15 protein-coding genes are annotated in these 23,895 nt (G+C 68.3%); 7 read left to right on the forward strand and 8 right to left on the reverse strand.

From position 1 onward, the window contains the following. On the reverse strand, positions 1-936 hold the full coding sequence (locus tag ACZ5ZX_RS16810; protein ID WP_465502899.1) for an ATP-binding cassette domain-containing protein: 936 nt from the start codon (positions 934-936) through the stop codon (positions 1-3). Between the two features lie 133 nt (positions 937-1,069). On the opposite strand from ACZ5ZX_RS16810, the gene ACZ5ZX_RS16815 reads away from it, so the two are divergent. After that, the gene (locus ACZ5ZX_RS16815; RefSeq protein ID WP_465502900.1) at positions 1,070-2,284 is read left to right on the forward strand and encodes a cytochrome P450; all 1,215 of its coding nucleotides are present in this window, start codon (positions 1,070-1,072) and stop codon (positions 2,282-2,284) included. Between the two features lie 1,125 nt (positions 2,285-3,409). On the opposite strand, the gene ACZ5ZX_RS16820 is transcribed toward ACZ5ZX_RS16815, so the two are convergent. Together ACZ5ZX_RS16820 and ACZ5ZX_RS16825 are read right to left on the reverse strand one after the other, a co-directional pair. After that, positions 3,410-5,935, reverse strand: a complete 2,526-nt coding sequence (locus ACZ5ZX_RS16820) for a phosphocholine-specific phospholipase C (RefSeq protein ID WP_465502901.1) — start codon at positions 5,933-5,935, stop codon at positions 3,410-3,412. A gap of 260 nt (positions 5,936-6,195) precedes the next feature. Next, entirely contained in the window at positions 6,196-6,522 is a 327-nt protein-coding gene (locus ACZ5ZX_RS16825; RefSeq protein WP_465502902.1) for a hypothetical protein, read from the reverse strand. A 269-nt stretch (positions 6,523-6,791) separates the two neighbouring features. Between ACZ5ZX_RS16825 and ACZ5ZX_RS16830 the strand changes: the two genes are divergently transcribed. From ACZ5ZX_RS16830 to ACZ5ZX_RS16840, 3 genes are all read left to right on the forward strand, one after another. Continuing rightward, positions 6,792-7,505 (forward strand): Crp/Fnr family transcriptional regulator, encoded by a 714-nt coding sequence (locus tag ACZ5ZX_RS16830; RefSeq protein ID WP_465502903.1) that lies wholly within the window; start codon positions 6,792-6,794, stop codon positions 7,503-7,505. A 77-nt stretch (positions 7,506-7,582) separates the two neighbouring features. Continuing rightward, positions 7,583-7,780 carry a hypothetical protein gene (locus ACZ5ZX_RS16835; protein WP_465502904.1) on the forward strand — a complete coding sequence of 66 codons (198 nt, stop codon included), beginning with the start codon at positions 7,583-7,585 and terminating at the stop codon, positions 7,778-7,780. Positions 7,781-7,818: 38 nt separating this feature from the next. Continuing rightward, the gene (locus ACZ5ZX_RS16840; protein ID WP_465502905.1) at positions 7,819-9,597 is read left to right on the forward strand and encodes an aKG-HExxH-type peptide beta-hydroxylase; all 1,779 of its coding nucleotides are present in this window, start codon (positions 7,819-7,821) and stop codon (positions 9,595-9,597) included. A gap of 1 nt (position 9,598) precedes the next feature. Here the strand turns inward: ACZ5ZX_RS16840 and fxsT are convergent, their stop codons facing one another. The 5 genes from fxsT to ACZ5ZX_RS16865 form a co-directional block, all read right to left on the reverse strand. Next, complete coding sequence (gene fxsT, locus ACZ5ZX_RS16845; protein ID WP_465502906.1) at positions 9,599-13,942, reverse strand: FxSxx-COOH system tetratricopeptide repeat protein; 4,344 nt, start codon at positions 13,940-13,942, stop codon at positions 9,599-9,601. A gap of 1 nt (position 13,943) precedes the next feature. Then, positions 13,944-15,026, reverse strand: coding sequence for an AAA family ATPase (locus ACZ5ZX_RS16850; RefSeq protein ID WP_465502907.1), 1,083 nt, complete (start codon positions 15,024-15,026; stop codon positions 13,944-13,946). Between the two features lie 13 nt (positions 15,027-15,039). Beyond that, the gene (locus tag ACZ5ZX_RS16855) at positions 15,040-16,851 is read right to left on the reverse strand and encodes a VMAP-C domain-containing protein (protein WP_465502908.1); all 1,812 of its coding nucleotides are present in this window, start codon (positions 16,849-16,851) and stop codon (positions 15,040-15,042) included. 188 nt (positions 16,852-17,039) lie between these two features. Further along, complete coding sequence (locus ACZ5ZX_RS16860; RefSeq protein ID WP_465502909.1) at positions 17,040-17,756, reverse strand: S1 family peptidase; 717 nt, start codon at positions 17,754-17,756, stop codon at positions 17,040-17,042. Between the two features lie 507 nt (positions 17,757-18,263). Continuing rightward, on the reverse strand, positions 18,264-19,298 hold the full coding sequence (locus ACZ5ZX_RS16865; protein ID WP_465502910.1) for a helix-turn-helix domain-containing protein: 1,035 nt from the start codon (positions 19,296-19,298) through the stop codon (positions 18,264-18,266). Between the two features lie 95 nt (positions 19,299-19,393). Between ACZ5ZX_RS16865 and ACZ5ZX_RS16870 the strand changes: the two genes are divergently transcribed. The 3 genes from ACZ5ZX_RS16870 to ACZ5ZX_RS16880 are packed head-to-tail and all read left to right on the forward strand — an operon-like array spanning position 19,394 to position 23,744. Beyond that, the gene (locus tag ACZ5ZX_RS16870) at positions 19,394-20,293 is read left to right on the forward strand and encodes an alpha/beta hydrolase (protein WP_465502911.1); all 900 of its coding nucleotides are present in this window, start codon (positions 19,394-19,396) and stop codon (positions 20,291-20,293) included. Beyond that, on the forward strand, positions 20,293-22,047 hold the full coding sequence (locus ACZ5ZX_RS16875) for an ABC transporter ATP-binding protein (protein ID WP_465503105.1): 1,755 nt from the start codon (positions 20,293-20,295) through the stop codon (positions 22,045-22,047). The genes ACZ5ZX_RS16870 and ACZ5ZX_RS16875 overlap by 1 nt, the downstream gene beginning before the upstream one ends. After that, positions 22,044-23,744 carry an ABC transporter ATP-binding protein gene (locus ACZ5ZX_RS16880; protein WP_465502912.1) on the forward strand — a complete coding sequence of 567 codons (1,701 nt, stop codon included), beginning with the start codon at positions 22,044-22,046 and terminating at the stop codon, positions 23,742-23,744. Before ACZ5ZX_RS16875 ends, ACZ5ZX_RS16880 begins: the two co-directional genes overlap by 4 nt. The last annotated feature ends 151 nt before the right edge of the window (positions 23,745-23,895 follow it).

Below are 23,895 nucleotides of genomic sequence, written 5' to 3' on the forward strand. Positions count from 1 at the left end.
TCACTGTACGGCCTCCGTCTTGTGGCCCGTCAGGGCGAGGAAAACGTCATCGAGATCAGGGGTGTGAACGGAGAACTCTTCGGCGCCGATCGAGTACTCGTCGAGCCGGTCCAGCAGTGACCGCAGGGACTTCGTCCCGCCGTCACTGGGCACCCGCAGGGCCAGCGCCTCGTCGTCCCGGGTGGCACCGGGGAAGATCCGCGCCGCCGCGTCGAGTTCGGCGACGGTGGCGAACCGGAGCCGGACGTGCGTCCCCGGCATCTGGCGCTTGAGCTCGTCGGGAGTGCCCTTGGCGACCAGGCGGCCCTGGTCGAGGACCGCGATCCGGTCGGCGAGCTGATCGGCTTCGTCGAGGTACTGGGTGGTGAGGAAGATGGTCACGCCGCCGGCGACCAGTTCGCGGATGATCGACCACATCGTGCGACGGCTGCGCGGGTCCAGACCCGTGGTCGGCTCGTCGAGGAAGATGATCCGCGGCTCGCCGACGAGCGTCATCGCCAGATCCAGTTTCCGGCGCATGCCGCCGGAATAGGTCGAGGCCGGCTTCCGGGCCGACTCCACCAGGTCGAAGCGTTCCAGCAGTTCGTCGACGACCCGCTTACCACCGGTGGAGCCCCGGCTCAGGTCCACCATCAACTGCAGGTTCTCCTGCCCGGTGAGCAGCTCGTCCACCGCCGCGAACTGACCGGTGACCCCGATCGCCGCCCGCACCGCCTTGGCCCCGGTCACGATGTCGTGCCCGGCGACCCTCGCCGTCCCGCCGTCGGGCTTCATCAAGGTGGTCAGCAGGTTCACCGTCGTCGTCTTGCCCGCGCCGTTCGGGCCGAGCAGGGAGAAAATGGTGCCTGCCCGGACGTCGAGGTCGATACCGTCGAGCACGACCTTGTCTCCGAAGGTCTTGCGCAGTCCGGAGACCGCGATCGCTGTTTCTGTCATGGGAGCCACTTTGGGCGGCCGTGCTGACACGCCTCCGCCACGCCGCTGACACGGGCTGTGTCAGCGCGGTGTCAGGCCGGTGTCAGCCCGATCGGTGAAGGTCGTCCTCACACCCACCACGAAAGGCGTCCCGATGACTCAGCCGGTTCCCGTCCCGCAAGGCCTCCCCATGCAGCGCGACGCGGGTCCCTTCGACCCGCCCCGCGAGATCACGCGGCTGCGCGACGCCCGTCCGGTGAGTCCCATGATCTTCCCCGACGGCCACGAAGGCTGGCTCGTCACCGGTTACGAAGAGGTCCGGCAGCTGATGGCCGACACCCGGTTCAGCTCCCGCCAGGACATCGGCGTCCTCCACATGCCGTACGAGACGCCGGGCATGCCTGCCCCGACCGAACCGTCCCCGCCGATGCCGGGCATGTTCGTCGCCATGGACCCGCCGGACCACGGACGGCTGCGGAAGCGGCTCACCGGCGCCTTCACCGTGAAACGGATGAAGCAGCTCGAAGAGCGCATCGTCGAAATCACTGAACGGCAGCTGGACGCCATGACGAACCTCGTCCCACCGGTCGACCTGGTCAAGGAGTTCGCGCTGCCGGTGCCGTCGCTGGTGATCTGCGAACTGCTCGGCGTCCCCTACGAGGACCGGGAGAACTTCCAGGCCAACTCCGCCCAGCTCATGGTCCGTGACCAGACGCTGGAAGAGAAAATGGCCGCGTTCATCGGGATGAACACCTTCCTCACCGAACTGGTCACGCGCAAACGCGAGACACCGGAGGACGACATCCTGTCCGACCTCGGCCGCCACGACGACCTCGCCATCGAGGAGCTGGCGGGCGCCGCTTTCCTCCTGCTGCTCGCGGGCCACGAGACCACCGCGAACATGCTCGCGCTGGGCACCTTCGCGCTCCTCGAACACCCCGAACAGCTGGCCGAACTGCGCGCCGACGCGGAACTGCTCCCCGGCGCCGTCGAAGAACTCCTTCGCTACCTGTCCGTCGCCGACATCTTCTTCCGCTACGCCACGGAAGACATCGAACTCGGCGGCGAAACGATCCGCGAGGGGTCGACCGTCATCATCTCGCTGCTGGCCGCCAACCACGACCCGCGACGCTTCGAGAACCCCGGCACCTTGGACATCCGCCGCAACGCCCGCGGTCTCCTGTCCTTCGGGCACGGCATCCACCAGTGCCTCGGCCAGCAGCTGTCGCGGATCGAGATGCGCGCGGGTTTCGAGGGACTGCTACGCCGCTTCCCGAACCTCAAGCTCGCCGTGGACGCCGACGAGGTGAAGCTCAAGACCGACATGAACATCTACGGCGTCCACGAATTGCCCGTCACCTGGGCGTAGCCCCTCGTGAGGTGTCCCGAAAGAAGCTTTCGCGACATGAGAAGCAGGGGCCACAGCTTCGACAGAACAGGCCGCAGAGGTGTCGGCCACGACAACTTTGCCTTACCTCTCACTAAGTAGCGTTAGAACTGGGGATGGGCGCCGGCGCGCCCGCTCGCGGGTGGATGTGAATCCCTGACGCCCGGTTCTGATGCGCGTGAAGGCCCCCTTCCCTCGGCTGAGCCGAGGGAAGGGGGCCTTCACGCGCAAAGACACCACCACAAAAGTCCCCTTAGTCACACCAGCCTCAGGTCCAACGATTCACGTACCAACGCTACTTATCGAGAGGTAACGCGAACCTGGCGGGTTGGTGCCCGCCGGGGCCGGGTGAGGTCTTCGTGGCCTGGGGTGTCGCGAAGGCTCCCTTTGGGACGTTGAACGTCTCGAAAGTTCCCTTCAGAACGGGGTTCCGGTCGCGTCGCGGAACCGGTGCCCCCAATGTGGCTTTGGGACACGCAAAGTCTCCAAGGGGAACCCGCATTTGTGTACCTACGCCCGATCTGGACGGGGGTGGTTCCGCGGGCATCGTCGCCTGGTCTCACCTCTTGATCAACGGAAGATTCGGGACACTCAACGTCCCGGATCTTCCGTTGATCAAGCTTGTGCCCGCTCACGACCGGTGGACCGGCGATCGAGCGGGGAAGATTCCGGACGCTCAACGTCCGGAATCTTCCCCACCCGGACCGCGTCGGCAACCCGCACAAGCTCCACACAAATACGAGTCCCTCAATGCCACATTGGGGACACCGAACGCACCAGAGTTTGCCCTACTTCTCAATAACACCCACGACGGTGTCCCTTGTGGACGATTGCGACGCCTTATCGAGAGCTGAGGCGAAGGTGGCGCATCCGGGCAGAGCAGCGGCCTGGTTGACGTAGCACCGCACTCACGTGCTCAGAGCCGGATCTCGCGTGCTTGAAGCCGGAACACCCGAGTGCGGGATCCAGGCACGCGAGTTACGCCTTCCCTCTGACCGTCATCACCACTCACGAGGTCTTGGGGCGGGCGAGGGTCTGGCCGAGCACCAGAAATCCGGCTGTCGTGGCGACCAGGGGGGTTGAGGGCAGGGAATTCTGCCCGTCAGGTCAACTCCAGCCCAGCGCGACGACCTCCGCCGCGGACGTCCACGGGCCCCGTCCGCCCGCCTCGGTGAGGGCACGCAGGCGGACATAGCGGGCACGGGTCGGCCAGAACCGCAGGGTTTTCAGGACCGCGTCGTCGGGGAAGGTCCCGGTGGCGACCGGGCTCCCCCAGGCCGAACCGTCGGCGCTCAGGTAGACCTCGTAGCCGCCGATGCGGCCGTGGTCGGAGCCGTCCTGGCGCGGAAGATAGGTCAGGCCGGTGACGGTGCGGGCGGCACCCAGATCGAGCTGCAGCTCGTGGGGCAACGGATCCGACCACTTGGTGTGCCAATAGGTCGCGGGATCACCGTCGACGGCGTTCGTGGCGGCGCCGGATTCGCCAACGGTCTCCTGACTGTCGGCCGAGCGGACGGTGGCCGGGAGCGGCCCGGAGCCCATCACCGGGTCGCTGATGGTCTCGGCGCCCGTCTCGACATGGCCCGCGAACCGGCGCACGAAACCGTCGGGTCCCTGGGCGGTCAGGTCGTACCAGCCGCCCATGCCGCCTTCGACGCTGAACCAGTCCTCCACCGTCGCGCCGGGAGCGACCGCGTACTTCCACGGCCCGCCGCCCCGGTTCCCGGTGCGCACGGTCAGCTCGCACGCGGCGCCACCGCTGTTGGTCATCTTCAGGTACACGACGCCGGAACCCTGCCGGAGCACGACTTCCGGATTCGGTTTGCCCGCGGTGGTCGCGGTGATCCGGTTGCCCGCGAACCGGATCAGGAAACCGTTGGGGCCGTGCGTGGTGAGGTCGTACGCGCCGTCCGGGGTGCCCACCTGCCAGTAGTCCGAGAGCGTCGCGCCCGCGCCGACGGTGTACCGCCAAGGCCCGTCCGTCCGGTATGCGGTGGCGTAGACGTAGAAATGCGCGCCCGCGGTTCCGGTGTTGGCGAAGTCGATCCAGAACCGCTCAGGGGTCACGCGTCCCGACGCCGTCACCTGATAGGGCAACGGCCGCGCCGTCCGCACCCCGCTCTCCGGCACAGGCGGCTTCTGCACGGAAGGCGGCTGCGGCTGGGTGTTCCACGGCCCGCTCGTCGGCACCGGTTTGGTCAGCGCCGGATAGGTCGCGCTCGGGGCCGTGGTGTCCAGCGCCGAGGTCAGATCACCGCAGACGGCGCGCCGCCACGGCGAGATGTTCGGTTCGCCGACGCCACTCCACCGTTCCAGGAACCGCAGCACGGAGGTGTGGTCGAAGACCTCCGAACACACCTTCCCGCCCCGGCTCCACGGCGAGATGACGAACATCGGCACGCGCACGCCCAGCCCGATCGGCTCACCGGAGACGAATTCGTCGGTCGTGGCGACGGAACTCTTGCCCTCCGAATCGGACGCGGGCGGCGCGGGCGGCGGCATGTGGTCGAAGAAGCCGCCGTCCTCGTCGTAGGTCAGCAGGAACAGCGTCTTGTTCCACACCTCGGGTTTGGAGGCGATCGTGTCGAGGATCGATTTGACCAGATCCGCACCGGTGTTGGGCCCCCACGCGGGATGTTCGGTCTGCGCTTCCGGCGCGACGATCCAGGACACCGACGGCAGCCTGCCCGCGTCGACATCGCTTTTGAAGGCGATCGGCAACTGTTTCGGCGCGACCCTGGCGAGACCGCGGTCGTAGAGGGCACGCTCGGCGGCGGTCAGGGTCGCCACGCCGGCCGCCAGTCCGTCGAGCAATCGGGTCCGCTCCGCGGCCGAAGCCGAGGCCAGCGCGTAGTAGAAGTACTCCAGCTTCGGAAACGCCTTGCCCGCGGAGTCCTTCACCTTCGACAGCGCCTTGGTGCCGACGGCCAGGAAACTGCTGAAGTAGTCCAGCGAATTGTCGCCGTAGTTGTCCCATTCCTGATAGACCCGCCAGCTGCGTCCCGCGGTCTGGAGCCGCTCGGCGTAGGTCTTCCAGGTGTAGCCGGTGTGCCCGGGGTTCTGCCAGGCCGCGTTGCCGATGGCGCGGGTCGTCCCGTCCGGCTCGTACCCGAGGCTCCCGGTGAACAGGTACATCCGGTTCGGATTGGTGGGGCCCATTTCCGAGCAGTGGTAGGCGTCGCAGACGGTGAAGGCGTCGGCCAGCTCGTGGTAGAACCGCAGCGCCGATCGCGTGTGATAGGTCAGCGAGCGCACGCCCTTGGCCGCGCGCCACGCGTCGTGACGGCCCTTGTTCCACGCCCGGTGCCCGCCCGACCAGCTGTGGTCGACGTCGGCCATGAACTGGTCGTCGATCGCGTACGGAAGCAAGGTGCCCGCGCCGTCGGGCTGCTGGAAGACCGACGCCCCCGAAGGCAGTTTGATCGCGGCCGGATCGTTGAAGCCGCGGACACCGCGCAGTGTCCCCAGGTAGTGGTCGAAAGACCGGTTTTCCTGCATGAAGACCACGACGTGCTCGATGACGTCGAGGCCACCCGTCGGCGCGTCGGCGGCGAGCGCCTGCCGGACGCTCGCGGGGAGCAGGGTGAAGGCGGAAGCCGCACCAGCGGCCTTCAGCAGGGTACGACGGCGCACGGAGCCCTCCAGAAACTGCGTTGAACCCGTTCGAAGGTGTTCGAAACTGCACCTTTGGCGCGGCTAACGAGCAGATGGAAACATATACCGCTGCTCGGGTTCAAGAGTTTCGGCGGCCTGCCGCATGATCGGAGCACAAGGAAGCGACTTTCGGATGGTGGCACCTTCAGCAGGGTGGAGCCCGCGGTGGGGGCCGCCCCCCTTGAGCGGCCCCCACCCGGCTCATCCGGCCGGTTCCGGCCGGACGGCTTCGGTGTCACTCATCTCCCGTCTTCGGAGCGCCGGGGCAAGGCCGCCAGCGAGAGCACCATGACGACCGGCCAGATCACGGCGATCAGCGAAGCTCCCCCGAAGGTGATCGCCGTGACCGAGACCGCCGTCGCGATCAGCCCTCCGATGGGTGACACGTAGCAGAACCCCAAGGGGCCCAGGAAAAGCGTCCACAGCAAAGCCGCCTTGACGGATTTGGCCTGCGGACGCGGAACCGGATACCGCCCCGGCCCGACGACCTCGTGATCGTCGCACTGGTACCACCCGCCCGACATCAGCGGCGGATGCGGCGCGAAGAAAGCCGGCCTCCGTCCCACCGCCCTGGGGGTCCGCGGATTCTGACCGGCGGCCGTGTGGCGATGATCCTTCGGCCGTCCCAACACACTTTCGGCACTACGCATGACATCCTCCCCCGCCGCCGGGCCGAGGCCTGGTGGACTCACCCCTTGCCTGGCACAATTACCGATTCCGGTGCGAAACTTCCGGGCCGTTCCGCCCACTGACCATGCTGACGAGTCGGGGGAGTTGCTGATGCGTCAAATGGAACACAGCGCCGATCCGGTTCCGGTGGAACCGGAGGACGAGGATGACCGGTTCCTCCGCCGGTGAGCACGGAGAACTCGGGACCTGGCGTCGCCTGACGCCCGCCGAGCAAACCGCTCTCCGGAACGCCGGCCACCTGAAGGTGTGGCAGCCCGGCCAGATCCTCGCCCTCCAGGGCAGCCCGCCCACCAGCATGTTCGTCGTCCTGCGCGGCTGGGTGAAGATCAGCGCCACCAACTATCGCGGCGAAGACGCCCCGCTCGCCGCGCGCGGCCCCTCGGAAATCGTCGGTGAAATCGCCCCCATCAGCGGACTCCCCCGGTCCGCCACGATGTCGGCGATCGACGAGGTGCACACCCTCATCGTGCCGAGGGAGAAATTCCTCGGTGTGCTGCGCGCCCAGCCACGTATCGCCGAGGAGATCTTCCGTACCGCGGCGATCCGGCTGCAGCAATCCGACCGTCTGCGGCTCGAATCCGGCGGACCGGATTTCCCGCAGCGGCTCGCCGCGGTACTGCTGGAACTGGCACTCCAGCACGACCTCGACCCGACGGCGGAGAAACAGGTCGATCTCCATTTCAACCAAGGGGAATTGGCAGGCTTCGCCCGCGTCTCCCGCAGCACCCTGATCCGGGGACTGGACGAACTCCGGCGGCTGGGCGTGGTGCACACCGCCCGCCAGCGCGTCACCATCACCAGGCCCCGCGCGCTGCGTGAATTGGCCGCCGGACGGCCTCCCCCGCCGGAAGAGGACTGATCGGTGGGGAAATCTCGGCTATCCTGGTCAAGGTTCAACTCTCGCAACCGTTTCACGGGGTGGAGGGAATCGGCACGATGAGTTCTTTCTCGGCGTACACGGAACCGGACATCGAATCCGCGTTGATCGATCTCGACGCGGTCTCTTTCACCGCGTTACGAGAGCTCGACAGCGACGCCTTCCGCCATTCGGCGCACCACGTCGTCGAACGCACCACCAACGTCCGCGCACGCTACAGAAGCGGGTCCAACGGAGCCGGTGAGCGCATCGACTGATGCCGCCACCGGCCGAGGCTCGTCCCACGTTCCACCGCTTGTCGTGGCGGGACTTCGACGCCCTCGCGCGCCTTGACGGCGACGAGGACATGGCTCGGCGCCTGCGCCGGGCCGAGCGGAGCCGGCGCAAACTGCTGATTCACACGTTGCTGACCGACGCTGCAAAGCTCCCGGAGCATTCGGGCCCCTTGCCACCGCTGGATTCCGCCTGGGAACTCCTCGCCCGTGCCGAAGCACGAGCGCCACGGGCGGTGAACCGGATGCTCACCAATCCGTACACCGGGAGCTGGGCGGGATACACGACTCGGCTGCTGCGCAACGGAACCGACGGCGTCGGTCCACTGTGGATGCACCTGGGGCACGCGCACGCGATCGCGGCGGCCGCGGCGATCCGGTCGGAGCTGGACTTCGAGACCGCCATCCCGGCTTGGCAGGGCAACGCGATGCTCCCGTCACTCGGCATGGCCAGATTTCCCGCCACCGCGACGTTCTCCTCGGCCACCGTACGAGGCGCGGACGGCCGCTACCGCGTGACGAACGGCGAAACGACGGTCCGGCTACCGAACGCGCCCGCGTCCGACGCCCCGGGATGGTGGGGCATCCGGCGGGTGCGGAGCCAGGTCGGCACACACCGGTTCTCACTGTGGCTCGACGACCTCGACCCCTATCGCGGGCTCTACGAGCCGATCCCGCCGGAACGGCTGCCGGACAAGGATCTGGCGGACTGGCAACGGCTGATCGACGAGGCCTGCCATCTGATCGCCGCCCATCTCCCCGGTTTGGCCCGCATCATGCCGGTGGGCCTGGCCTCGCTGGTACCGAAACCCCGGGTGCTGTTCCGGAATCCGAGCGCTTCGACCGGGGAGGCGTTCGGCAGCGCGGTGGTCGGTCTCCCCGCCGACGGCGCGTCGCTTGCCGAGACCCTCATCCACGAGTTCCAGCACATCGTGCTCGGCGGTCTGCTGCATTTGGTCGAGTTGTACGAACCCGACCCGCGGGAACGGATCTACGTAGCCTGGCGAGACGATCCGAGGCCGTTGAGCGGTGCCCTGCAAGGGGTCTACGCCTTCTTCGGCGTCACGGCGTTCTGGCGTGCGCTGACCAGAGCCGGCCGGATCCCCCGGCGCTCGGGATTCGAGTTCGCGTACTGGCGCGAGCAGACGTGGCGCACCCTGCTGGCCCTGCGCACGGACGCGACCCTGACCTCCGCCGGACGCCGGTTCCTCGACAGCGTCGCCGAACGCCTCGGCGCCTGGCGGGAAGAATCCGTCTCGAGGGAGGCGAGTGAACTGGCCGCGGCCGCCTGCCGGGACCACCTCGCGGGCTGGCGCGCCCGCCACCTCCGCCCTGCCCCGGCCGTGGTCACCGAACTGGCGGCGGCGTGGCTCGACGGAAGGCCGAGACCGCCTGCCACCCTCGACGCGACCGACCTTCCACCGACACCGGTACCGGACGGGAACTGGTCCCACGCCAGAACCGACCTGATCCGGCTGGCCGTCGGCGGCACCCCGCCCGCACCGGACGGAGCGGCGCCGGCGGTACCCGACGCCACCGCCGCGGATTTCGCCTACGCCGCGGGCGATTTCCTCGACGCCATCGAGGGATACCGGCGAGAACTCGCCACCGACCCGGACCGGCCGAACTCTCTGGTCGGGCTGGGCCTCGCGCTCTCCGCGCGAGGCCCCCATCCCGCCGCCCGTGCCCTGCTGCGCTGTCCCGAACTCGTCCGCGCGGTGCACCGGCGGTTGCGAGCCGCTCCACGGCCACCGACGGTGGACCAGCTCGCCTCCTGGATCGGGCAGCTCGTACCGGACTGACTCACATCAAGATCGGATCGATGTCGCAGTCGGCACGGGCACCACGACCGGCCGCCTGCGTTCCCGGGTGGGCCTCGCCGAGAATCCGGCGGTACCGCGCCAGGATCGGGTCGTGGAACGGCGCCGCCTCCTCCGTCCGGCCCAACGCGGCCAGATCCAGCCCGAGGTTGAACGCCGCCGCCAGGACGGTGGCGTGGTCCTCCCCGAGCACCTGTGTGCCGCGCTCGACAGCGTCCCGGCCCAGTTCGACCGCCCGGTCGAGCTCACCCAACGCCGACAGGTCACTCGCCAGGTTGATCGTGGCGATGACGGCATAAGGGTGGTCCGGGCCGATGGTGACCCGGAACTGCTCGAGCGCGCGCTCGTCGAGGACACGGGCGGACGCGGGGTCACCCATCAGCCGCAACGTCACCGCCAGGTCGACGTTGGCCGCGAGGGTGTGCGGGTGATGCTCGCCGAGGCCGCTCCGGTACCGCTCGAAGGTCTCCTCGCCGAGTTTCTTCGCCCCGGCCAGATCGCCCGAGTGGCGAAGATCGATCGAATGGGCGAGGGCCGAGGCCATCGTCGTGCCATGGTCGTCGCCATAGGCGAGCCGGAACCTCTTGAGTGCCTCGGTGGACAGGCTCAGCGCGCCAGGGTGGTCGCCGTCCTTCCGCCTGGCCACCGACAGCAGGAGCGAGTTGCCCGCCGCGTCCAGCTGGTCCGCGCCGAAGCGGGCGATGAAGGCCTCCGTGAGCCTCTCCTGCTGGATCCGGGCTTGACCGTATTCGCCCGCCTCACGCAGGTCCACGTTCCGCGCGCTGTTGACGCTGAAGGTGCGGACGTGATCGCGGCCGAGTACCTCGATCCGCCGCCGCAGGGTGTCCTGATCCAGTTCCAGCGCCTCCCGGTAGGCGCCGGTCAGCCGGAGGCTGATCGCGTGCTGGTAGGCGGCGTAGAGCGTCTCCGGGTCGTCTTCGCCGAACATCCGCTTGGCCTTGTGCAAGATCTCTTCGCTCAGTTTGGTCGCCGCCGTGAAGTCGCCCTGCGCCCGGAGATCGATCGTGATGTTGCGCTGGAGAGCGAAGGTCTCTTCGTTCTCTTCCCCGGAGATCTGGAGGCGCAACGCGAGTGTGCGCTGGTTGAGCTCCGCGGCCTCGGAGTACCGGCCGATCGCCCACAGGTAGAGGCCCAGCCTCGAAGAGACGTCGAGTGTCTGCGGATGCGTGGGGCCGAGGGTTTCGGTGAACCGCCGCCGTGCTTCGAGACCGAGCCGGGCCGCCTCCTCGTGATCGCCGTATTCGAACAGATAACGCATCAGGTTGATGATGAGCTGACGCGGCCAGTCGTCGTCGCAATCGAGCACGTTCGCCGCATACGCGTGCGGCAGCAGTTCGCGGTAGCGCGACCAGTGCCTGCTCGACTCGGGGTCGTTCGGATCCAGCGCGGCGAGCAGCTGATGGGCACCGTGCTGCATCCGCGCGTGCACCTGCCGGGCCATGACCCGGTTGCGCAGGACCAGCTGGACCAGCCGGTGCAGCTGCAGGGTGTTGTTGCCGTGGTCGATCTTCGCGAGGCCGTACCGGTTGATGTCGCGGATGGCGCGGGCCAGTTTGATCGGGTCGCGCAGTGCGGCGTCGAGCTCCGGGGAGATCGAAACCCGGTTGACCCCGGTGAGCAGATCACGGGAAATCGGTTCCGGGGAAAAGAAGGCGCAGATGTGCAGGATCTGGTGAGCCGCCGGGTTGCGGGTCTTCAGTTCCTCGAACGAAACGTTCCACGCCGCGGCGACGGAAACCTCGTTGTCGGGTGCCGATGCGGTGTCGAGGATCTCCTCGACCGACTCGTCGAACAGGCGCAGGTATTCCTGCACCGGCATTCCCGTCACCGCACGCCAGGCCGCCGCCTGTTCGACCGCCAGCGGCAGATCGCCGAGCTTCTCGGCGAGTTCGTCGGCGTCGTCCGGGTCGATCTCCGGGCCGCGGCGGCCGAGCAGTTCGACGCTTTCCTCGCGTTTGAACACCGCCAGCTCCAACGGCCGCGCGATGCCCGCCCAATCGGAGTTCCGCGAGGTGATCAGGATTTCGCCGGGTCCGTTGCGCGGGAAGAACGGCAGCACGGTCTCCGGGCTTTCCGCGGCGTCGAAGACCAGCAGCCAGCGCCGGAACGGCCGTCCGGTCCGGAGCGCCTCGATCACCGCGGGTACCGCCACACTCGCCTCCGACGCGCCCTGGAGGCCGAGGACCCCGGCGAGTTCGGTGAGACCGGCCCGGATCTGGGTGGTGTGCGCGGCGTCGATCCACCAGACGAGGTCGTAATCCTGGAGGTGCCGGTAGATGTACTCGGTGGCCATCTGGGTTTTGCCGATACCGCCGAGGCCGTGCAACGCCGACGGGAGCACCGCGGTGGTCCCGCTGCTCAACCGTTTGGTGAGCTGGACGAGGAGTTCGTCCCGTCCGGTGAAGTTGGGGTTGCGCGGCGGGACGTTCCCGAAGACCAGTGGCGGGTCGTCGGCTTCGCGGGTGGGGAAATCGCGGGAGGTCTCCGACGCGGCGGGATGGACGATCCTGGTCGTCGGTTCGTTCGACTCGGGTTCACTGAGGTAGGACGAGCGCCTCTGCGTCGTGGTCGTCGAGGCAGAGGGACGTTCGGCCGTCTCAGGCATCTTTGGGCTCACAGTCTTGATTGATGTCTTGATTGATTCAGATTGGGAGATGACGGATTTGGACACGAGGGAACTACGGCCTTGAACGACGTTCCGCAACCGGTCGGCGCGGGACAGGTACGGCCCGGACAGCGCGCGCATGACAACGCTCTCCAGTTCGACGTCGGACGAGGACTCCTGGGTGAGCACCGGATCCGGCGTGTTGTTCGGGTCGGCGATGGCGTCTCGGAGGTGACCGAGCAGCGGAATCCGGCCACCGAAATGGGTGGCGGCCACTCGGACGACACTGGCCGTCTCCGACCGCCGCGCGCCACTGAGCAACAATTCCCGGACTGCCTCGGGAAAAGCGAAGACCCCACCTGTGTCCCAAGTGGACTTACCTTCCCTGAGTCCGGGAGCGTACATGATCCCCGAAAGCAAAAGTTCGAGGAGGTGCTCCAGTCTCGCCTCCGGCACGAACCGCTGCCCCACCAGCTTCGCCACGTCGAGACGGACGGGTACCGCCGCGAGCAACTGCGCCAAGCGTAGCGCCGGAGGGGACGCGACACTGCGGAATCTGTGCACTCTTTCGGCGGGTGACAAAGTTACCGGCGGGTCGTCGGATTCGGGGCGGGAAATCCGTTCTGTGGTGAGTACGACGGTTCCTTCGACGGCCGTGGCGTTTTCGCCGGTCATCAGTCCGGCCCACCAGCCGAGCGACGGCGGCCGCAGTTCGAGCACCGGGACGGGGACGGTCCCGTCCGGCATCCCCGAACCGGGATCGAGCCAGGCGTCCGCGAGGTCGCAGCTCCAGCGACCGTTGGGCGCCAACGCGTTCGGGACCCGCAAGCGGGCCTTACGGGGGTTCATCCCGCAGCGGCCCCACAGCCATTGCGGGAGCAGGTGGACGAGGCTCACCGGCATCGACGCACCCCAGCGCGCCAGCATCGGGTACAGCGCGTCCTTCTTCTGCCAAGCGTCCCCGACACCGTCGGTCAGCAGCAGCACCACTCGCCGTCCCGACGAATCCAGGATCTCGTTCGGGTCGCGGGCGGGCGCGCCGGGCGCGCCACCACGGAGAACGGGACCCTCCTGACCGTTGTCCTTCGCGGTTTCCAACAACCGGACCTGAACGGTACGGAAAGCACCCACCTGCCGGAGCAGTTCGACGAACGCGGACACCCGCGGCCGCCACAAGGCCATCGACGGGCCGTTGTCGATGACGAGCGTCAGGTCGAGCCAGCGCTCTTTTCTCGATCGGGTGACCGGCCACCACCGTCCGGTCTCCGCGGCCCGGACGGCGGTCGCCTCTTCGTCCAGGACCACATCGTTGTGTCGCAACGAGGGCGTCTCCCGTTTCACCTTTCTCAACGCGCGGAAGTACGCCAGCGATTCGAGGACCACGGTTCCGCCCGGTCCCGTGCCGTCCACCGCCGGTTCGGGCGGCGCGCCGGGGACGGCGTCGATCTCCACGGCCAAGCCGTCTTCGCCGCTCGGTGCCTCGCCACCGGGAGGCGGGACCTGCCGCGATTCGGGCGGCGGCGGGATTTCCCGGCGCTCCGAAGGCGCGTTGCGAATCCGCACGTCGTCGGATGGCGGCTTCGGCTCCTCGACGGGGTCTGGCCGCTCGGCTTCGCGCTGGGGAGCGATGGCCGCGGCCAGCCAGACGATGTCCGCGACATCGGTCCAGTTCAGCTTGAATTCGCTGCCCGGCCCGGCCATGTCACCGCACCGTCAGTCGTTGCCAAAGAGCGTTCACCAGCCGCGGCCATTCCTCCTGATCCGGCCGGTAGGCGCCCGACGTCGCGAGATAGACGGCATCGAGCAACCTGTCCGTGGGAAGACCGCCCTCCGCCTTGCTCCGTTCGGCGAAGTCACGGATGAGCCTGTCACGGTGTTCGCCGTCCTCGTCGACCAGATGACTGGCCACGATCGCCGCGAGCTGGTCGTGGTCGGGGTTCTCGATCCGCAATTGCAGGCACCGCCGGAGGAACGCGGGCGGGAACTCACGCTCTCCGTTGCTGGTCATGACGATGACCGGGAAGGCGTGGCAGGCGACGCGACCGTCACGGACGACGGCGGTGCGCTGCGGATCGGCGGTGTGCACGACGACTTCGGGATGCCGGTTGCGCACGCGGGCCAATTCCTCGATGGAGAATTCGCCGTCCTCGAAGATCGACAGCAGATCGTTGGGCAGATCCGCCTCGGATTTGTCCAGCTCGTCGATCAAGAGCACGCGAGGCAGCCTGCCGGGCAGGAACGCGGTGCCGAGCGGGCCGAGCCGGACGAAATCACCGATCGGCGGCTCTTCGGCCTCACCGCCGCGCTGAGCCTGGCTGGTCGCCGCGGCCTGGACCCGGCCGATCGCGTCGTAGCCGTACAGCCCGGAACTCAACGACGTATGACTGGTGATCGCCCAGCGCAGCACCCGGCCGAGGCCGAGTTCCCTGGCGATCCGGTAGGCGAGGCTGGACTTCCCGGTGCCCGGATTTCCGGTGACCAGCAAGGGACGCCGCAGATAAAGGGCGGCGTTGACCATGTTCAGTTCTTCCGCGTCGGTGTCCCGCTCGGAGAAGGTGAACGCGGTGCCGAGACGGCGCTCCGCCTCGCCGTCGTCCGGCGGCGGCACGTCGTTCTCCGGTGGCGGATCCCCGCGATAGGAACGCCAGGGCGGCGGCGCGGGCAGCAGTTGCGCGAGATCGATGTCGTGGATCGGCCTGCCGGTGCCCCGGTAAATCCACCAATCGGGTGCATCGAGCCGCGGCGTCCGACCGTCCACGGCCGCGTCCTGTTCGTTCACGCTCATCCGCGGCATCCCCTTACTGTCGAGTCGGGATCAACGGCTGGTCTAGAACGATTACGCGTTTCGGATCGTCCCACATTACCACCAGGTCGTGAGCCAGAGAATTCTTGAACGGTACCGCCGCACCGGAATTCGCCAGTTTGCGACGATCCGGAAGTTCGATAAAACCGGCATCGGTGGACAATACCCAGTCGAGCAGCTCGCGCAGGCTCTCCGGCTCGGCGTCCGGATGCCAGAGCACCACCGGCAATCCACTGCGGAGCGCGCTCGTCAGCTCGTCCGGCTCCGCACCCGGTTCCGCTTGGGGCGACGGCGGTTTCGCCATTACGAGCCCGACCCAGTGGTCGTCGCTCAGTATCGCGTCGATCGGATGGTCCTCGAACTCCGCGCAACCGGAATAGTGCAGGCGATCGGGGGACGGATCCTTCACCATCGAGTCCCAGCGAACGTGCCATGCGCGATGCCAATGCCTCGCCCGCATCCTCTCCAATGACCGTATTCCCAACCGGTACCCGTAACGCAGCGGCTGGGGCTGACCGGTCTCATGTTCCTTGGCCCACCGCTGCACGGGCAAATTGATCAACGTGCGCGGCAGCAGGAATTCCACCGACGCGGACACACTCTGGCCCGACCAGACACCCTCAGTCTCCAGGATGACGTCGTCGACCCTGAACTCGACCTCGTCTATTCCGATTTCACGGACCCCGCCCAGCGCCGGCGGCCACACTTCCGGGTCATCCTGACGCCAGAATGCGAGCGTGCACCGCGTCGGATCCGCGGAAACGGGTTCGAGCATGATCATCAAATGCAAATGCGGACGCTCGGGAATGGGCGGCCGGTTCTGCCGCTGGTAGCCGAGGGCGGGGCCGAGACGCAGCGATCGTGCCTGGTCGGCGATCCAGCCGGCGATCATGGCGCCCGGCTCACCTTCGGCGCTCTCGGCGAGCAGACGCAGAAACGTTACGGCGGGCGGGATCCCGTCCGGGCCCGCGTTGAAGTCGGTGAGCAGGTGAAAGGCGCTCCACGCGTCGGTGACGCCGTCCAGCCGGGGCAACGGGACCGCCGGACCGAGCGCGCGGCTCATCATCACCGCCAACTGGGGGACCTCCATCCGGGTCAGATGGTGATGGAGGCCTGCCAGATCCTTGCGGGGGATCAAATCAAGAACCGCGCTGTTCACGTCCGCGAGAACCGATTCGCCGAGGGGTTCCGCCACGAAAGCGGACGGTTTCGACATCGGCGCGGTGACTTCGCCGAGCAGCCGTAAATAAGCCGTTCCGGTGAACGTCTTCACCGAAACCGGTACCGGACTGTACGACTCGGGCAGCAGACCCGGATCCCGCTCGATGACGTCGGAGAAGAAGCGCTCCGAAGAGATGAAGGCGAGCATGCGGCCGGATTCCGCGAACGCGTCCTTCACCGGTTGCGCGTCGAGGATGCGGAACGCCGTGTCGACGGCCTCGCCGACCCACCCGTTCCCGTCGTTCAGCACCTCGCCGGAGTTGAGACTCACCCGGAGGCGGATCTGCGCCTGCGGGGTCCGGGTGTGGTTGTACCGGCGCAGCGCCACCGCGATGCGATCGGGCAACCGGTCGGCGACAACGCTTTTGGTCGTCCCGGGCGGCAACAGGATCAGCGCGCCGTCGCCGCGATCCCCCCGCGCGCAGGAGTCGAAGTCGACGTCACTTTCGGCGAAAGCGGTCTTCAGCAGCTCATACATGCCTTGACGGACGGCCAGCCGATCGGGAAGGTACCGGTCCGGGGCGGTGAACCCCGCGACGTCCACCACGACGATCGTGCGGTCGAGAGCCTGTGTCGGTCGTACCACTGGCCCCCTCCCAAGGTCCGTGACACCGACGCCGACATCGGCGCCGACCGCCACATTATCGCGTCAATCGCCCTGGGGTTGAGTGTCAATTGACAAATGACTTCACCCTTTCCCGTGCTGGTGATTTCCCCACCACGACACGGAGCCCTCCCCGGCCACGCCGGGGAGGGCTCCGCTTTCACCGGGGGTCAGACGCCGGCGACCTGCTGGATCCAGCTGCGGTACCGGGTGATGTTGGTGTAGGCGGTGTTGTTCGACCGGTCGCTGGTCGAGGCGACACCGACCTGACGGCCGCCGGAGAACATCGGGCCGCCCGAGTCGCCGCCGGCGGTGATGCCGTCGACCCAGTTCGCGCACACCGCGACGCCGCCGTTGTAGTCACTGCAGCTGACCGAGTTGACCCGGACGGTGGCGACCTTCAGGTAGCGGGACTGGCAGTTGATCTCCGAACCGCACTGGCTGGTCGCGCCCCAGCCGTAGACCTGGACGTTCTGGCCGACCGCGACGTTGCTCGTGGTACCGAGCGGCGCGTAGGTGGCGTTGACCGAACTGGTCAGCCGGACGATGGCGAGGTCCGCGCCCGAATGCCGGGTGATGCTCGCCGCGGTGGCCATGGTGCCGCCGCTCTGCTGGTCGAGGCTGCCGATCCGGAAGGTGTAGCTGCCACTGCTCGCGACACAGTGCTTCGCGGTGAGGATGTACTGCGGCGCGATGATCGTCGCGGTGCAGTTCTGCTGACCGTTGACGAACAGCCGGGCCGCCCAGGGAGCGCTCTGCGCGTACTGGCCACCGATGATCATCGGCTGCGCGCCGGATGGCTCGGCGGCGGTCGCGGCGGGGGCGGTCGTGCCGAGCAACGCCATGAAGGCGGTGCCCGCCAGCAGGACAAGGGAACGCAGTCGCATGTTCCGACTCATTTCTGCGGCCGGGTCCCGGCCGCGTCCGTGGGGACCAACGCGCTGATTCTGTGTCGTGCCAAGGGAACCCGGTAACCGACGAAAGTTCGCGTCGGCTACCTATTTATTTCCATGACGGACGGCGGCGATTTTTGAGTACCGGACGAAGATCATTAGGTAGTCCGAACCTGGCTGCGCGTGTGTCCTCCATCCAGTCACGCGTGTCGCCTGCCGGATCACGCGTGTCGTCCGGTCAGTCACGTGAGACCGCCGTTGAGGTGCCGCGGGTCGCGAGTGACGATTCAGGTTATCGAGGGGTAAGGCAAACGTGGCGTGATCGAATCCCGGCCGCGGCCCGCTTGTCGTCCCGGAGCGTGGAGATCGGTGACCGTGTTGATTTTGTTGCGTCAGATGAAGCAATATCCACACAGTCCCAGGTCGCCGGGGGCCAGATTGCGGCCGGGAGTGACTCAGCGTGACAGGTGGGTGAATCGCCACTCACGACCCAACGCGCCCTCAGTCCTCGAGGAGCTGCCAGGCGGTGAGGGCGAGCCGGGCCCGCGTCAGGCCACTGGGCTCGTTCAGTTCGATGCCCAGGTTCTTCCCGATCTGCGTGAGCCGTCGCGCGACGCTGCTGTGGTGCAGGTGGAGCGAGTCGGCTGCCTGGCGCACGGAACCCGTGGCGCAGTAGGCCTCCAGGGTCCGCAGGTCCTCCGGATCCGCGGACAGGTCCGCGATCGCGATGACGTCGGCGTTGGCCCGCGTGTCCGCCTCGGGGACCCGCGCGAGCAGTGCCAGCGCGCCGAGGTCGGCGTAGTGGATCACCGGGCGGCGATCGGTCGTGAAGCGCAGCGCGGTCCTGGCGTCCTGCCAGGACCGATGCGGGCATCCGGCGGCTCCGATGCCCGCGCGAACACCTTCCGGCAACCGGGCCGCGTCCACCGTGGCCGCCAGGATGATGCCGACGTCCGTGAGCGGCGCCGCCTTGACCGGACGCCCCTGGCAGATCAGGCCGCCGATCTTTTCGAGCGGGACGCTCGACCGGACTGCGACCACCCGTATCGGCGCGTCGGCGGGAAAACCCAGCAGGCGCAGGGCCCGGTTCCTGGCGGCGTCGTCGCTGGTGGAACTGATCACGAGTTCCACGAGTGCGGGATCGGCCATGGTGGTGCGGGCCGGACCGTAGCGTTCGACGACGGTCGCCACGGCGATCGCGAGCCGCTCCAGCACCGCGTCGTCGAGTGCGCCGGGCGCGCTCTCGCGTTCCAGCCACACGGTGCCGATCTCCTCGTCGTCGAGGGTGATCGCCACCGTGGTGGATCCGGGCGCGGACGACGCGGCGGCTTCCCGGCCGTCGGGCCCCATGCGGATGGTGCGTCCCGTGCTGTGGAGGCGGATGCCCGCGACGCATTCCGCGAGACCCGCCGTGGCGCGGGCGAGCGCGGGAAGGTCGACCCGCCGCCGCATCAGGGTGTCGTAGAACATCACGACCCGGATCACGCCTTCGACGTCGGAATCCAGATGCGACAGCCGCGCCGCCAGTGCCTCCATGAGGTGAGCGTACGCGGCGATCGTCGCGCGAGGTGGCGATTACCCGCGACGGTTGGCGGCCGACCTCCGGGCCCGGAACCGGAAGGATGATCGTCATGGATCCCGAATTGGAAGCCTTCATCGCCCTGTTCCCTCCCGCCAAGCTCGACGACCCGATCACCGAACGAGCGAACTTCGCCAAACTCGCCACGTCGGTGCCGAAACCGGACACCTCGGCGATGACCGTCGAGGACCGGACGGTGCCCGGTGACCCGGACGTCGCGATCCGCGTCTATCGCCCGCACGAGGCGCAAGGCGCCATCGTCTGGCTGCACGGCGGCGGCTGGGTCATGGGCGACCTGGAGACCGAACATCCGTGGGCGGCCCGGCTCGCCGAAGGCTCCGGCGCGGTGGTGATCTCGGTGGACTACCGCCTCGCCCCCGAGAATCCGTTCCCCGCCGCGCTCGACGACGTCTACACCGTGCTGAACTGGGCGGCCGGGAACGCCGCGGAACTCGGCGTCAACCCGGACCGGATCGCGATCGGCGGGCACAGTGCCGGCGGAGGCCTCGCGGCGGCCGCGGCGTTGCGGGCCCGCGACGAACAAGGCCCGTCCATCCGCTTTCAGCTGCTCAACCAGCCCGGCCTCGACGACCGGCAGGAGACCTGGTCGGCCCGGTCCTTCACCGACACGCCTTGGATGAACCGCGAAAAGGTGTCCGCGATGTGGCGGCACTACCTGGCCGGACAGCCCGCCTCTTCGCCGTACGCCGCCCCGGCGCGGGCCACCGATCTGTCCGGGCTGCCGCCCGCCTATATGGCCACCGCCGAGTTCTGCCCCAACCGCGACGAGGACATCGACTACGCGGTCCGGCTGCTGCGATCGGGGGTGCCGGTCGAACTGCACCAGTGGTCCGGCACCTTCCACGGATCGCAGGCGATCCTGAGCGCCGACGTGTCGCGCCGTCAGCTCACGGAACTGGGCGTCGCCCTGCGCCGCGCCCTGGCCGAGTGATGACGACCGCCGAACGGGCGCCGACCCTGGCCCGGCTGCTGCGCCCCTATACCGGGAGTTTCATCGCTCTCGTGGTCCTTCAGGTCATCGGCGCCATCGCGGGGTTGGCGCCGCTGCTGGCGGTCGTCGAACTGGGCCGGACGCTGCTCGCGTCCGGCCCGGTCGACGAAGGCCGCGTCTGGGCCGCGGTGTTCGTGGGCGCGGGCGGATTGTTCGTCCGGCTGCTGTTCACCGCGGCGTCGTCCGGGATCGGGCATCTGCTCGACGGCCGGGTCCAGCTCACCTTCCGCCGTCTGCTGGCGCAGCGCCTGGGGCGCGTCCCGATCGGCTGGTTCTCCGGCCGCCGGACCGGTGAACTGGCCAAGGTCGTCGGCGAGGACGTCGGCGCGGTGCACCCGTTCATCGCCCACACCCCCGGCGAACTCGTCTCCGCGTTCGTCGTTCCCTTGGTGTCGCTGGTCTACCTGCTCACCATCGACTGGCGGCTCACCCTGATCACGCTGATCCCGGTGCTGCTGGCGGTGGCGCTGGTCCCGCTGATGATGACGCCCTCCCGGCTGCGCGAGCAGGAGGAGTTCGACCGCGGGATGGCGGCGATCTCGAGTTCGGTCGTCGAATTCGTACAGGGCATCGCGGTGGTCAAGGCGTTCGGCGGCACCGGGCGCGCCCACCGCAGATTCCGCACCGCCGCGGACGATTTCGTCGCCACCTTCACCCGCTGGGTGCGCGGGATGGCCGGACCGGCGGCCGGGATGCAGCTGGCGTTGTCGCCCCCGTTCGTCCTGCTGGTGGTGCTGATCGGCGGCACGGTCCTGATCACGAACGGCGCTTTGGCACCGGCCGATCTCCTGCCGTTCCTGGTACTCGGGCTCGGGCTGACCGCGCCGGTGGCCGCACTCGGCCACGGCTTCGACGAACTGCAGGCCGCGCGGCGCGCGGTCGGCCGGATCCGGGACGTCCTCGGGGTTCCGGCACTGCCGGAGCCGTCGAAGCCGGTCACACCACGGGGTCATCGCGTGGAACTGCGTGACGTCCGGTTCGGCTACGAAGCCGGTCACGAGGTCCTGCGCGGGATCGACCTGGTGCTCGAACCGGGGACGGTCACCGCCCTGGTCGGGCCGTCGGGCAGCGGAAAGTCCACTTTGGTCGCTTTGCTGCCGCGGTTCTTCGACCCGGTAACGGGTTCCGTCCTGCTGGGCGGGGCCGACCTGCGTGAGATCGACAGCCGGGAGCTGTACCGCAAGGTCTCCTTCGTGTTCCAGGACGTCCGCCTGCTGCGCGCGTCGGTCGCGGACAACATCGCGCTGGCGGTTCCCCACGCCGACCTCGACGACGTCGTCCGCGCCGCCCGCCAGGCGAACATCCACGACCGCATCCTCGAACTCCCGCGCGGCTACGAAACGGTGCTCCAGGAGGAGACCGGCCTGTCGGGTGGCGAGGCCCAGCGGATCTCGCTGGCCCGCGCACTGCTCGCCGACACGCCGGTCCTGGTGCTCGACGAAGCCACCGCGTTCGCCGATCCGCGGACCGAACTCGCCGTGCGCGAGGCACTGACGGCGGCGCGGGGCGATCGGACGGTCCTGGTGATCGCCCACCGCCTCGAAACGGTCGCCGACGCCGACACCGTCGTGATGCTGGAGAACGGCACCATCGCCGAACGCGGCACACCCGCGGAACTGCTGGCACGGAACGGGAAGTTCGCCGCCTTCTGGCATGCCCACCGCCCGGCCGAAACCCAGGGAGAACCCCGATGATCCGGATGTTGCTGCGTGTTCTCGGGCCCGAGTACGCCCCGCCGGTGCGACGCACCGTGGCACTGATGACGACGACGGCGATCGTCGAAGGCCTGTCCTACGCCCTGCTGGTTCCCTTGCTGCGGACGCTGTTCGGGAGCACTCCCGGCGACGCGCCGCCGTGGCTGTTCGCTTTCGGTGCGGCCGTCGCGGTGTTCGCCATCCTGCGCTATCGCAGTGATCTCTCCGGTTTCCGGGTCGGGACGACGTTGCTGCGCGGGATGTACCACCGGCTCGGCGACCATCTCGCCAGGCTGCCGATCGGCTGGTACAGCAGTGGCCGCGTCGGCGAGGTGTCCGTGCTGGCCGGACCCGGTGTCCTGCGGGCGATGAGCGTGATCGCGCATCTGCTGGCCCCGTTCATCGCCGCCTGCGTCACCCCGCTGACGATCGTGTTCGTGATCCTCGTCTTCGACTGGCGGCTCGGGCTGGCCGCGCTGATCGCCGTCCCCGTCGTGGCGGCGATCCAGGTCTGGACCGGCCGCTCGACGGCCGCCGCCGACGAGGAGGGCGCCGAACGCGGACAAGAGGCCACCGGACGGGTCATCGAGTATCTGCAGGCGCAACCGGTGCTGCGGGCAGGCGGGCGGGCCGCGGAACGGTTCCGGCTGCTCGACGACTCGCTGCGGGACCTCCAGCGGGCGAACCGCCGATCCACGTTGTCGGCGCTGCCCGGCATCGTGGGCCTGACGTTCACGGTGCAGGCGATGTTCACGGTTCTCTTGGCATTGGGCGCTTTCCTCGCCCTCGGCGGGCGGATCGGGACGGCGGAGGTGCTGACGATCCTCGTGCTGGCAGCGCGCTGCGCGGATCCGCTGCTCTCGTTGACCGACATCGGCGGCAAGCTGCGCGGCGCGCGTTCGGTGCTGGCGAGGCTCGACAAGGTGCTGCGGACCGAACCGCTGCCGGAACCGCCGTCCCCGGTCCGGCCGGAACGGCACGATCTGGAATTCTCCTCGGCCGTCTTCGCCCACGGCGACCGCACGGTGCTCGACGGACTGACCCTGTCCGTCCACGAAGGACAACGGCTCGCCGTCGTCGGTCCATCCGGCGCGGGAAAGAGCACAGTGCTGCAACTGCTCGCGCGGTTCTACGACGTGGATTCGGGCGCGGTCCGTGTCGGCGGAGCCGACGTCCGCGCGATCAGCACCGAGGACTTGATGTCGCGGATCGCGATCGTGTTCCAGGACGTCTACCTTTTCGACGGCACGATCGAAGAGAACATCCGCCTCGGCCGCCCGGACGCCGACGACGCCGAAGTGCGGGCCGCGGCGACGGCCGCGCGGCTGGACGAGGTGATCGAACGGCTGCCCGGCGGCTGGTCGGCGAACGTCGGCGAGGGCGGCGCGCTGCTGTCCGGCGGGGAACGCCAGCGGGTCTCGATCGCGCGGGCGCTGCTGAAGGACGCGCCGATCGTGCTCCTCGACGAGGTGACCTCCGCATTGGATCCGGTGAACGAAGCCGCCGTCCACGAGGGAATCGAACGGCTGATGACCGGCCGGACCGTGGTCATGGTGGCGCACCGGCTGCGGACCGTCCAACGCGCCGACCACGTGGTCTTCCTGGACGGCGGCCGGATCGTGGAGGAAGGCCACCACGACGAACTGCTGCGCCGGGGCGGCCGGTACGCCGATTTCTGGGAGTTGCAACTCGCATGACCACACCGTGGGCGGCCACGATCTCAGAGCGCGGACGTTCGTTGACACCCTGTAGTGCCACTGCTCTACTCGGACGCATGGAAGGCACTCTCTGTCCGGCCTGAGGCAGTCTCCGCGCTCGCTTTGAGAATCACCCGGGAATGCCGGGCAC

Source organism: Amycolatopsis sp. NPDC033938, assembly GCF_055575975.1.